The organism is Sorangium sp. So ce296, from assembly GCF_051529605.1.
Lineage (GTDB): Bacteria > Myxococcota_A > Polyangia > Polyangiales > Polyangiaceae > Sorangium > Sorangium cellulosum_D.
On record NZ_CP150325.1, the window covers coordinates 204,529 to 216,478 of the forward strand.

An 11,950-nucleotide genomic window follows, 5' to 3' on the forward strand; every position below is an offset into this window, starting at 1 on the left:
CCCCGGGAACGGCCACGGCCCCGGCCTGGCTTGACCGCCGGCGCCCTCCGGCCGAAAGCTTCGCCCGTGACGCGCTCCTTCAACACGGCCGGCCCCAACGATCCCGCCGACCACTACACCCTGCCCGTGATGGCTCGCCTGCCGGACGTGCGGAGGCTGATCCAGAAGAAGCGCTATTTCGTCCTGCACGCGCCGCGGCAGGTCGGCAAGACGACGACCCTGCTCAGCCTGGGGCGTGAGCTGACGGCCGAGGGCCGGTACGTGTCGGTCCTGCTCCCGATGGAGCAGGGCGCCCCCTTCCCCGACGATCTCGGCGCCGCGGAGCTGGCCATCCTCGAGTCGTGGCGCGGGTGGACGGCCGCATGGCTCCCGCCGGAGCTCCAGCCGCCGCCATGGCCGGACGCGCCCGCCGGCAGCCGCCTCAGCGCAGCGTTGCGCGCCTGGGCCGAGACGGCGCCCCGGCCGCTCGTCGTCTTCCTCGACGAGATCGACGCCCTCCAGGACAACGCGCTCATCTCGGCCCTGCGGCAGATCCGCGCCGGGTACCCCACGCGCCCGGGGCATTTCCCCTGGTCGCTGGCGCTCATCGGCCTGCGCGACGTGCGCGACTACAAGGTCGCGTCCGGCAGCGCCGGGCGCCTGGGCACGGCGAGCCCGTTCAACATCAAGGCCGAGTCGCTCACGATGCGCGACTTCACGAGGGGCGAGGTGGCGGAGCTCTACGGCCAGCACACCCGCGAGACAGGCCAGGTGTTCCTCCCCGAGGCGGTGGACCGCGCCTTCTACCTGACGCAGGGCCAGCCCTGGCTCGTCAACGCGCTGGCCCAGCAGCTCACCGAGGTGCTGGTACAGGATCCGACGCAGCCGATCACGGCCGATCACGTCGAGCAGGCCAAGGAGATCCTGATTCGACGGCAGGATACGCATCTCGACAGCCTCATGGACCGGCTGCAGGAGCCCCGGGTACGCGCGATCGTCGAGCCGATGCTCGCCGGCGGCACGCCCGGCCACGTGCCGGAGGACGACCGCCGTTTCGTCGTGGATCTCGGCCTGTTGCGCCGCTCCGAGCTCGGGGGGCTCACCGTGGCAAACCCGATCTACCGGGAGATCATCGTGCGGGCCCTCGCCGGCGGGACGCGCGACGCCTTGCCGCAGATACCGGCCACATGGCTCACGCCCGACGGTCGCCTCGACAGAGAGGCTCTCCTGCGCGCGTTCCTCGATTTCTGGCGGCAGCACGGGGAACCCCTGCTCGCAACGGCGCCGTATCACGAGATCGCACCGCACCTCGTCCTCATGGCCTTCCTGCACCGGGTCGTGAACGGGGGCTCCATCGAGCGCGAATACGCCGTCGGGCGCGGGCGGATGGACCTCTGTGTGCGGTATCGGGGCGAGACGCTGGCGATCGAGATCAAGGTGTGGCGACCGGCGGAGCCGGACCCCCTCAAGGAGGGCCTGGTCCAGATCGACGGCTACCTGGCCGGCCTCGGTCTCACCGCCGGCTGGCTCGTGATCTTCGATCGAAGACCGGACGCGCCGCCGCTCGCGCAGCGCCTCTCGGCCGCGCCGGCGATGACGCCGGGAGGGCGGCAGATCACCATCGTCCGAGCCTGAGGCCCAGAACACGCGCGCGCCGGCGCTCCGGGCCACCGCGCCTCGCCGGCAGCGCGCCCGCTCACGCCGACTCGGGCAGAGGCGCGAGCTCGGCGAGGAGCCGCTCCAGCATGGCCTGGGCCACCGGCTTCGTCAGGTGCGCGTCGAATCCCGCCGCGCGGGCGAGCTTCCGGTCGTCGTCCTGGCCATAGCCGGTGAGCGCGACCAGGAGCGTCCTTCTCATGGCGCTCTCGGCGCGCAGGAGCCGCGCCACGCCATAGCCGTTCATCGCCCCAGGGAGGCCGATATCGCAGAGGATCACGTCCGGCGGCGCCATGCGCGCGGCGGCCACGCCGTCGTCGCCGCTGTGCGCCACGGAGACGGCGTGGCCGCGGCGCTCGAGCAGCATGCGCAGGCTGTCGGCCGCATCGACGTTGTCCTCGATGATCAGGATGCGCCGCGCGCTCGCGCTCGCCGCCGCGCGCTGCGCGTCCGCTGCGCGCCGCGCGTCCGCCGCACGCGCGGCCGCCGCGCCCAGCGGCAGCGTGATCGTGATCGCCGCGCCACGGCCGAGGCCAGCGCTCGCGGCGCGCACGCTGCCGCCGTGCAGCTCGACCACGCCCTTGACCAGCGCGAGCCCGAGCCCGAGGCCCCCGCGGCTGCGGGCGAGGCTCTGGTCGGCCTGGGCGAACGGCTCGAAGATCCGCTCCAGGACAGCCGGTTCCATGCCGATGCCGGTGTCCGCGACCTCGACGGAGACGACCCCGCGCGCGGGATGGGACGGCGCGATAGAGAGCCGGACGGAGCCGCCGTCGTCCGTGAACTTGTTCGCGTTCTGGAGCAGGTTGCCGATCGCCTGGGCGAGCCGGGTCGGGTCGGCCTGCAGCCATACCGGCGCGGGCGGCAGCGCGAGCTCGAAGCGCACGCCGCGCGCGTCGAGCAGCGATCGATAATCGAGCGCCGTGGCGCGGGCGAGCTCGACAAGATCGACGCGCTCGATGGACAGCGTGATCTTGCCCCGAGAGATGCGCGAGATGTCGAGCAGATCGTCGACCAGCCGGGACATGTGCCCGATCTGACGATCCATGATGGTGCGCGCGCGCTCGACGATCGGCGTCGGCGGGCCCGCCGCCTTGATCAGCTCGACGGCGTTCAAGAGGGGCGCGAGCGGGTTGCGCAGCTCGTGGGCGAGCATCGCCAGGAAATCGTCCTTGCGCCGATCCGCCTCCCGGAGCGCCTCCTGGGTCTGCCGGAGCTCGGCCACGAGGGCCGTGAGCTCCCGCTCGCGCGCGCGCAGCGCCTCCTCGGACGCCCGGCGGTGCGCGATCTCCTGCTCGGCGACCTCGTGCCAGCGCACCCGCTCGACCGCGAGCGCGCATTGCTGGGCAATGGAGAGGACAAATGCGTAATCGTCGTCGTCGAACGCGCGCGCGGCCGGAAAGCAGAACCCGAGCGAGCCGACCGTCCTCGACTCGAGGACGAGCGGGAACGCGGCCACGGCGCCCCCGTGCTCCACGCCATGGACGCGGGCGAGGACCGGATAGCGCGCGTTCCGCTCCTCGCGCGTGGGCACGATGATGGGCGCGCCCGTGCGCGCCGCCTCGGCGACCGGCACGGGAGAATCGACCGGATACTCGGCCCAGGCCTCCTCGGTGTCGACAGGGACGCCCTTGAAGCCGAGGTTGCGGAGCGAGGCGCCGTCGGCGGACAGGATCGCGACGACGCCCACCTCGGCGTCGAGCGCGGGCATGCCTTGATCGATGATGGTGCTCGCGATCTCGGTCAGGGTGCGGGCCCCCGCGAGCGCCGCGGTGATGCGCTGCAAGCGCAGGAGCCGCTCCACCACTCGCTCGTGGCGGCGCGAGGCGGACTCGGAGACGGACCCTGCGGAGGTGGGCTGCCCATCGAAGGATTGCATGGAGGCTCCGGGCGCCGACGAGCGTAGCGCAGGCCGGACCGCAAGCACGCCGCTCCGATCGGCGCCGCGCATGAAAAAGGATCCGCGGCGCGCCGCCCCCGGCGACGCAGGCGGCGCGGTCCGCCTGGCACGCCGGCGTCGCCCGGCAGCGCGCGATTCGACGATGCGAAATCCGCGCGCGAGGATTTCTCCGCCGCACGAACGGCAAGGCGGACGCCCGCGACGCGCCGGGCTCGCTAGAGCGAGAGCAAATAGGACGCCACCACCGCCGCCCGCTCGCTGCTTCGCTCGTCGAGGAACGCGCCGACCTCCTCGGCGAGGCCGGCGCGCTGCCCGTGCTCGCCGAGCGCCCGGAGGCGGGCCTTCACCCCCTCGCCAGCGAGAGCGTCGGCCACGCGCGCGTCGGCCACGCGCTGCTGGGCCTCCGCCGCGCGGACCGAATCCATCCACGCGCGCAAAATCGCGCGCGCCGCCTCCGGCCCGCCGCCGGGCCGCCGGACGCGTGCAGGGCGACCACGCGCTCGAAGGCGGGCTGGAGGAGGCGCCACCGCGCTGCGGCCGGCCCGCCGGGCGGGACCGGCGCGAGGGCCTGCGCCTCGAGCCATGCGCGCAGGTCCGCGTGGCGGTCGAGCCAGCCGAGGTTCCGGTCGAGCGCGCGCGCGGCCTCCGCCGCGACGGACGCCGCGTCGATGGGCGTCGCGAGCGCGGGGTGCGGCTCGTCGCCGCGCGTGTCGGGCGGGCCGATCTGCGCGGGCGTCGCGGAGAGCAGCCGGAGCAGGAGCCTCACCCGCCGCGCCTCGTCCACGCCGTCGAGGCGGAGCGCCACACGCATCCGGCAGAGGGCCTCGGTGCTCAGGCGTACGCGCTCGCCGTCGAAGACGGGGGCGACGAGCGCGTCGAAGCGCCGGGACGCCTCGTCCGGCGGGAGCCACAGCCCGAGCTCCTCGAGCACGCTCATGAGCCACGGCGCGGGGAGGCTCGCCAGGGCGAGTGACCTGACGAGCGATCGCGGCGGCGCCGGCTCCTCCGGGCCGAGCTGGTACGTGGTGATGCTCTCCTCGCGGCGCGTGACGAGCGGCAGGAGGGCGCCGGGGTCGCGCGCGGTGCGGAGGCGGGCGACGAGGAGGCGCGAGAACACGAGGGGCTCGCCGCGGAGCGCGGCCGCGCTCTCGTCGGCGAGCTCGTCGCTGCAGCGGGGCGCGCGGGCGAGGCCGCTCATGTCCGGGAAGAGCCCGGGGATGGCCTCGAGGATGCGGGCGCGGACCAGCGGAGAGGGGGCCCGCTCGGCACGGTCCCGCTCGCGCCGCATCAGCGCGAGCATCTCGTCCGCCGCCGGCCGCCCCACCCTCGGCGCGGGGCCGGTGAGGCAGCGGGGCGCGCCGGCGGTCGAGCTCGCCGCGCACGAGCACAGCGACAGGGCGAGGGCGGCGAGCGGGGCGAGGCGTCTCACGACGACGGTTGTACCAGCGGCGAGGCTGCCCTGCGCCCTGCGGCGCAACCCGGGTCGGGCCGCGCAGCGTCACGGCGACGCGACCGGCCGCGGTCCGCCGCGACCCGACCCAGGTCGTTCACCGCACCTCGAACCGACGGCCCGCGTGGACCCGACCTACGAGGGCTGGCCGGTCGGCATGATCGTGACCTGCTGGAGGTTGACGCGCTTCGGCAAGCTCACGGTGAACGCGATGGCCTCGGCCACGTCCTCGGGGGTGAGCCACTCCATCTGCGACTTCGACCCCTCGAGCCAATCGCGCGCGCCGTGGAAGTCGACGTGGCTCTGCAGCTCCGTGCCGACGATGCCTGGCTCGATGGACGTCACGCGCACCCCCTTGGAGCCCAGCTCCGCGCGGAGGTGGATCGACAGGTGGGTCACGAACGCCTTCGTCCCGCTGTACACCGCGAAGGCCGGGAAGATGTTCTTGGCGGCGATCGACGAGATGTTCACGAGATCCGCCGGCCCCGGGCCGGAGCCAGCCTGCACGAGCGCCGACGTGAACGCGCCGATGACGTTCATGAGGCCCGTGATGTTGAGATCGATCTGCTGCTGCCACTGCTCGACACGCCTGGCCTCGATCGGGTTCGGCAGCATGACGCCGGCGTTGTTCACGACGATGTCCACGCGCCCGTACCTCTCGATGACCTCGGAGGCCACGCGCTCGACCGCGCTCCGATCGGTCACGTCGACCTGCCATGCGGCGGACTCACCACCGCCCTTCCGGATGGCGTCGACGAGCGCATCGAGCCTCTCCTTCCGGCGAGCGAGCAACGCCACGCGCGCGCCGCGGGCGGCGAGCGCCTTCGCCGCCGCTTCCCCGATCCCGCTCGATGCGCCTGTGATGACGGCGACCCGTCCCGCGAGCGCGCCCTGGCCCTGCTGAACCATGTCTCACTCCTCTCGTTGGGGCCGCGCTCACCTGCGCGGCCCGTCGACGCGACACTAGATAGCCGCGACGGCCGGAAACGGAAGACACGGAACTATCAAAGGCATGCTCGATCCTATGAGCGAGGCGACGAAGCTCCTGGCGCCCTCTCGGCCAGGTGGGTAGGATGAGGGGATGTCGAGAGCCGCTCGATCGGGCAACTCGTTGGCTGCTGGAATCGCCGCGCTGGCGCGCCACGAGGGCTGCAACGGCACGCGCTATCCAGGCGTCGTCGTCTACCGCGTGACGGTCGCAGAGCCGCCCACGCCCACCCTCTACCCGTCCAGCTTGATCCTCGTGGGTGCGGGAGAGAAACAGGCAATTCTGGGCGACAAGGCGTTCGCGTACAACGCCGGCCACTACCTCGTGGTCACCTCACCGCTGCCGATGCTCTGCAGGACCGTCGCGTCGGCCGCCGAGCCCGTGCTCACCGTGGTTGTCGAGATCGAGCTCGCCCTCCTGCGCGAGCTGCTCCTCGAGGAGGACGCGCCGCCCGCGCCCCAGCCGGCGCGCCCCTCGCGCGGCGTGTTTCGCGCGCCGCTCCGGCGCGACCTCGAGGACGCCGGCGCCCGCTTGCTGGCTTGCTTGACCGATGAGCGGCGTACGCGAGCGCTCGCGCGGCAGACCATCCGCGAGATGCTCTTTCTCGTGCTCGACGGGCCGTATGGCGATTCGCTCCGGGCGCTCGCGGAGGGCCCGGTGAGCCAGCTCGCCCACGTCCTCCGCCATATGAATGCGCGATTCGCAGAGCGGATGAGGATCGGCGACCTCGCGCAGCTGGCGCACATGAGCGTCCCGACGTTCCATCAACACTTCAAGGCGATGACCGGTTGCTCGCCGCTGCAGTACATGAAGGCGCTCCGGTTGACGCGCGCACGCCAGATGCTCCATGCCGGGGGCATGGTGAAGACCGTCGCGCACGACGTGGGTTACGAGAGCGAGTCACAGTTCAGCCGGGAGTACCGCCGGTTCTTCGGCTGGCCGCCGTCTGCGGACTCGCACGCAGCGCCGCGCGCACGTCGCGCCCTGCGAGAGGCGGACGGGGCGGGAGGAAAGCTCGTCCTGGATCCGTCGTGAGCCCTGCGCTGGTCCGGCGCCAGGGCCGGCGCGGCGCGCTGGCGCCCGGGGTGGCACACCCGCGACCGCGGTGTCGCGACGCGCCGGCCGCCGCAGCGCGAGATCGCTGCTGCGCTCGCTGGAACGCGCTTTGCGTCGGTCGCCGGCCGGAGGGACGAGATGCGGAACATGATGATGGGAGCCGGCATGCTCTTGGCGGTCGGATGCGGGGCGGACCTGCCCGAGGGCTGGGAGGACGCGGAGGCGATCGAGGGGCTCACCCAGAGCGAGTGCACGGCGAGCGCGTACGACACGACGGTGAAGGAGACGCTCGCGGCGACGGCCGAGCGCGGGGCCGTTCACGTCGATTACGGCGCCGCGCATTTCCGCTGCGCGCAGGAGGTCGAAGGCTTCGTCCGGATCGCTGGAGGCAAGGTCGACGTGCTCGTACAGCCGGCCGACATGGACCCGAGCGGCGTCGCCGGGTGCGACTGCCGGTACGACATCGGCATGACGATCAAGGGCCTGGGCAAGGGAGCCGTCGCGGTCGAGCTCTACCGCCGCTGGGACAACCTCAACGAGCCGAACGATCCCGTGAAGATCGGCTCCGCAGAGGTCGAGATCCCCTGAGGGGCGCGCGGAACGCTCCGCGGCGTACGGTCAACGGGACCGGAGCTTGGGCGGGCGCTCCCGTCGTGCCCATGCGCTTCACCCAGGACCAGCGCCGCGGCGCCGCGAGAACGACAGGGAGCGTCCGCGCCGCCGTCCCTCGCGCTACGCTTCCCGCGTGACACCCCGGCCAGTCTTCGTCGATCGCGCCCTGTCCGCCCGCATCGAGGCCGCCGAGGCCGCGAAGGTCGAGGCCGCCGCGCTCGAGGTCGCCGCGCGGCTCCCGGCGCGGCGCGCCGCCGTCGCCGTCATCGCGGGCGGCCGCGCCGCGTTCATCGCCCCGCACATCCGGCTCTCGCGCGCCGCCGGCCTCGGCATGAGCGGCCCGGTCGAGGCGCGCGACGTCGAGGCCCTCGAGGACTTCTATGCCTCGCGCGGCACGGCGGCGCGCATCCTGGTCTCGCCGTTTGCCCACCCTTCGCTGCTCGCGCGGCTCGGGGAGCGCGGCTTCCGCCTGGGCTCGCTCGACGCGGTGCTCGTGCGCACCCTCGCCCCGGACGCCGAGGTCCAGGGGCCGGAGCCGGCCGCGCGCGGCGGCGTGGTCGTGCGGCGCGCGGCGCGCGACGAAGGCGCGGCGTGGGTCGCGGCCTCGCTCTCCGCGTTCGCCGCGCCGGGCGGGCCGCCGGCCGATCGAGGCGACATCTTCGACGCGTGCTTCCACGACCCCGGGTCGACGTACTTCTTCGCGTCGTCGACCGACGGCGCGGTCGCCGGCGTCGGCGCGGTCTACGTGCACGAGCGCGTCGCGCTCCTGTTCGCGGGCGGCACGCTCGAGGCCCACCGCGGCCGGGGTGTGCAGCGCGCCCTGATCGACGCCCGCCTCGCGTACGCCCGCGACGCCGGGTGCGATCTCGCCTACTCGGTGGCGCAGGCGGGGAGCACCTCGCAGCGCAACCTGGAGCGCGCGGGCCTCGTGGCCGTGTACTCGCAGGCGGAGCTCAGCAAGTCCTTCCCGTGAGCCCTGCCCCCGGGGAAGAGGGGGCTCGGGAGCGCCTCATCGATGCGCCCGTCGGTAGTGCTCAAATTCGCCCGGAGAGAGTTCACATGAAGGCGGGAAGGCAGGAAGAACATTGATCTTTTCTTCCCGCCCTCCCGCCTTCATGTTCAATTTTGAGCACTGCCCGCCCGTCAGGCCCGGGCGGCGAAGGGGCAGCCGCCGGCCCGCATCGCGGCCGCGAGGGGCTCGGCCGCCGCCGGTTCCGCTGCTTCCGCCCGCCCCGCCGGCGCCGGGCGCGCCGTCCTCACCGGCTCCCGGCGCTTCAGGATCATGCGCATCCCGTTCACCGGCTGCAGCGAGATGAAGCCGCGGCAACGCGGGTCGAAGCCCGGCACCAGCCGGAGCCGATACCGCTGGAGCGCCATCGCCACCATGATCTTGCCCTCGAGCTGCCCCATGAACTCGCCCAGGCAGATCCGCTGTCCGGCGCCGAACGGGATGTAGGCGAGCTTGTCGTCCGCGCTCCGCCGGTGGTTCGCGAAGCGCTCGGGCTTGAACTCCAGCGGATCGCTCCAGAACTCCGGGTGCCGGTGGGTGACCCACGGGACGATGGCCACCGTCGACCCCGCGGCGACGCGGTAGCCGCCGAGGACGTCGTCCTCCAGCGGGCTGCGCAGGATGAACGGCACGGAGGGCAGGAGCCGGAGGCACTCGTTGAAGACCATCGCGAGGTACGGCATCGACTCGAAGTCCTTGGCCGTCGGGGCCCTGCCGCCGAGGACGCGGTCGATCTCGTCGGTGAGCCGGGCGCACACCTCCGGGCGCCGCGCGATCTGGTAGAGCGCCCAGGAGGCGGTGACGCTCGAGGTCTCGTGCCCGACCATCAGGATGGTCTTGATCTCGTCCCGCAGCTGCGCGCGATCCATCTTGGCGCCGGTCTCGGGGTCGACCGAGTTCATGAGGCGCACGAGCACGTTGTCCGCGTCGCCCGCGCCGCGCTGGTAGCCGTCGATGATGTCGTCGATCACGGTGTGCACGCGGCGCATGGCCCGTTGAAAGCGCACGTGGCTGGGGAGAGGCCATGACAGGGGCGGGTTGACCAGCGAGTACATCCGCTTGAGCGCGATCGACAGCGCGTACTTGAACGCCTCGCGGACGGTGTCCGTGTGGGCCTGCAGCGCGGCGCCGAAGAACGCCTCGCCCGCGATACCGAACGTCACGTCCATCATGTCGTCGTTGATGTCGCGCTCGAACTCCCCCGGATGGGCGTCCCAGCGCCGCAGCACCGCTTCCATGTGGTCGACGATGATGGGCACGAACTTGAGCGTGTTCGCGTGGTTGAACTGCGGCTGCACGTGCCGGCGCTGGCGCCGCCAGAGCTCGCCCTCGCTGTTCACGAGGCCCCAGCCGAGCACGTGGGCGAGCTCGTGATACCGCTTGCCCTTGGGGTAGTTCCGGATGTTCGCGCGAAGGACATGCGCGATGTCGTTCGGGTGAAACGCCATGATGAAGTCCTCGGCTCCGGGCGCCCGCAGGCGCACGACGTCGCCGTACCTCGCGAAGAGGTCCTCGTAATGGCGCATGTCGCCGGTCCTGAAATTCGCCAGGTACCGCAGGCTGGCGAGCGGGCCGGGGCCCGGGGGCCGCCGATCGAGATTGGCACTCATGAGTCCTCCTTCTCCACGAGCTGAAAGGAAGCCGAAGCGAGCCGGCGCGCGCCGACGCGGGCCGAGCGCAGCCCGGCGCTGGCCGTCAGATGCACAGCGAGCCCCCGCCGTCGACCGTGAGCGTCGCGCCGTTGATCATCCGCGCCCCGTCCGACAGGAGCAGCAGCACGGCGTTGGCGACGTCCTCCTCGGTGCAGAGCCGTCCGCCCGGCGTGCGCGACTCCCAGTACGGGAGGATCCGCTCGTGATCCGGGTAGTTGCTCGTCACGTGGCCGTAGATCGGCCCGGCGGAGACGCAGTTGACCTGCACGTTGCGCGGGGCGAGCTCGACGGCGAGCGCGCGCGTGAGCGACTCCACCGCGGCCTTCACCGCGCCCATGGCGCCGAAGTGCTCGAGGTACCGCGACGATCCGTTCGACGACAGCGCGACGATGCGCCCGCCGCCGTGGCGCTCCATCAGGCGCGCCGCGCGCAGGGCGCACTGGTGGTAGCCGATGACGTTCGTGCGGAACGCGAGCTCCCAGTGCTCCGGGGTCGTCTGCTCGAGGGGGCCGAACCGGCCGTTCGACGCGTTGCTGACGAAGTGGTGCAGCTCGCCGACGTCGCGCGCGATCGCCTCGAAGAGCTTGTCGACGTGCGCGGGGTTGGCGACCGAGCCCCAGACGTGCACCGCGTCGCCGCCGGCGCCGCGGATCTCGTCGGCGACCGCGTCGCCGTCGTCGCGCGAGTGGAAGCTGTTGACGACGACCCGCGCGCCGGCGCGCCCGAGCTTCGTCGCGATGGCGCGCCCGAGCCCGCGGCTCGATCCGGTCACGAGGATCGTCTTGCCCGCGAGCGCGGCCCCGGGCGCCGGGGTCGCGCGCCGCGCGGCGGGCGCCGCCGGCGCGCGCGCCGAGGCGGCCTGGGCGGGCGGCGGCGCGCCGAGGAGGCGCGCGAGGTCGCCGACCGTGCGGGCCTCGTCGAGGGCCCCCGCGAGGCCGTCCGGCAGGGCGCCGCGCTGCCGGAGGAGCGTGCGGACCTCGTCGCGGCGGCGGCGGTCGATCCCGAGGTCCTCCTCGAGCCGCGCGTCGGGGACGAGCAGCTCGGCCGGGTGGCGCGTCGCGTCCGAGAGCGCCTGGACCACGGCGCGGAGCGCCTCGCCCGCAGCGACGGCGCTCGCCGCGCCGTTGCTCGCGGTGGATCCGCTGGCCGGCTCCGCGTGGCGGTTGGCCCGCCCGGCGGGCTCCGCGAGGCCCCCGACCTGTCCGGCGGGCTCCGCGTGGCCGTTGGCCCGCCCGGCGGGCTCCGCGAGGCCCCCGACCTGTCCGGCGGGCTCCGCGTGGCCGTTGGCCCGCCCGGCGGGCTCCACGTGCCCGCCGATCTGTCCGGCGGGCTCGACATGGCCGTTCGCGTGCCATCCGCCCCCCGCGACGTCAGCCCACGGCGCGACGTCGGAGCGCGCCGTGAGCGTGCGCGAGAGGAGGTCGCTCACGCGGGCGACCGTGCGCAGCTCGTCGGGCGTCGCCTTGAGCGCGTCCGAGAGGCCGAAATCCGCGCGCAGCGTCGCGAGGATCTCTCCGCGCTTCACGGAGTCGATGCCGAGGTCCTGCTCCAGGTCGGCGTCGGGAACGACGACCTCGTCCGGGTAGCGCGTCATGCGCACGAAGACGGAGCGAACGTGTTCGAGGAGATCTTGAGCCTGCATCGTCGAAAC

The 11,950-nt window shown here is 73.2% G+C and carries 10 protein-coding genes; 4 read left to right on the top strand and 6 right to left on the bottom strand.

Annotation, left to right across the window (positions count from 1 at the left end; all coding sequences use genetic code 11):
• The first annotated feature begins 66 nt into the window (after positions 1–66).
• Positions 67–1,614, top strand: coding sequence for an ATP-binding protein (locus WME98_RS00850; RefSeq protein ID WP_437949466.1), 1,548 nt, complete (start codon positions 67–69; stop codon positions 1,612–1,614).
• 61 nt (positions 1,615–1,675) lie between these two features.
• Here WME98_RS00850 and WME98_RS00855 read toward each other — a convergent pair whose 3' ends face one another.
• The 4 genes from WME98_RS00855 to WME98_RS00870 all read right to left on the bottom strand — a co-directional run bounded on the left by WME98_RS00855 (position 1,676) and on the right by WME98_RS00870 (position 5,891).
• Positions 1,676–3,511 (bottom strand): ATP-binding protein, encoded by a 1,836-nt coding sequence (locus WME98_RS00855; RefSeq protein WP_437949468.1) that lies wholly within the window; start codon positions 3,509–3,511, stop codon positions 1,676–1,678.
• A 236-nt stretch (positions 3,512–3,747) separates the two neighbouring features.
• Entirely contained in the window at positions 3,748–3,879 is a 132-nt protein-coding gene (locus WME98_RS00860) for a hypothetical protein (protein ID WP_437949469.1), read from the bottom strand.
• A complete protein-coding gene (locus WME98_RS00865; protein WP_437949471.1) occupies positions 3,876–4,961 on the bottom strand; it encodes a hypothetical protein in 1,086 nt (361 codons plus the stop codon). The genes WME98_RS00860 and WME98_RS00865 overlap by 4 nt, the downstream gene beginning before the upstream one ends.
• A 156-nt stretch (positions 4,962–5,117) precedes the next feature.
• Positions 5,118–5,891, bottom strand: coding sequence for an SDR family oxidoreductase (locus WME98_RS00870; RefSeq protein WP_437949472.1), 774 nt, complete (start codon positions 5,889–5,891; stop codon positions 5,118–5,120).
• A gap of 172 nt (positions 5,892–6,063) precedes the next feature.
• Between WME98_RS00870 and WME98_RS00875 the strand changes: the two genes are divergently transcribed.
• The 3 genes from WME98_RS00875 to WME98_RS00885 all read left to right on the top strand — a co-directional run bounded on the left by WME98_RS00875 (position 6,064) and on the right by WME98_RS00885 (position 8,611).
• A complete protein-coding gene (locus WME98_RS00875; protein ID WP_437949473.1) occupies positions 6,064–7,005 on the top strand; it encodes an AraC family transcriptional regulator N-terminal domain-containing protein in 942 nt (313 codons plus the stop codon).
• A gap of 168 nt (positions 7,006–7,173) precedes the next feature.
• Positions 7,174–7,614, top strand: coding sequence for a hypothetical protein (locus WME98_RS00880; protein ID WP_437949474.1), 441 nt, complete (start codon positions 7,174–7,176; stop codon positions 7,612–7,614).
• Between the two features lie 157 nt (positions 7,615–7,771).
• Complete coding sequence (locus WME98_RS00885; protein WP_437949476.1) at positions 7,772–8,611, top strand: GNAT family N-acetyltransferase; 840 nt, start codon at positions 7,772–7,774, stop codon at positions 8,609–8,611.
• A 170-nt stretch (positions 8,612–8,781) separates the two neighbouring features.
• Here WME98_RS00885 and WME98_RS00890 read toward each other — a convergent pair whose 3' ends face one another.
• Both WME98_RS00890 and WME98_RS00895 read right to left on the bottom strand, forming a co-directional pair.
• Positions 8,782–10,257, bottom strand: a complete 1,476-nt coding sequence (locus tag WME98_RS00890; protein WP_437949478.1) for a cytochrome P450 — start codon at positions 10,255–10,257, stop codon at positions 8,782–8,784.
• Between the two features lie 85 nt (positions 10,258–10,342).
• Positions 10,343–11,941: an SDR family oxidoreductase gene (locus WME98_RS00895; protein ID WP_437949479.1), complete on the bottom strand. Its 1,599-nt coding sequence runs from the start codon at positions 11,939–11,941 to the stop codon at positions 10,343–10,345.
• Positions 11,942–11,950 lie beyond the last annotated feature (9 nt).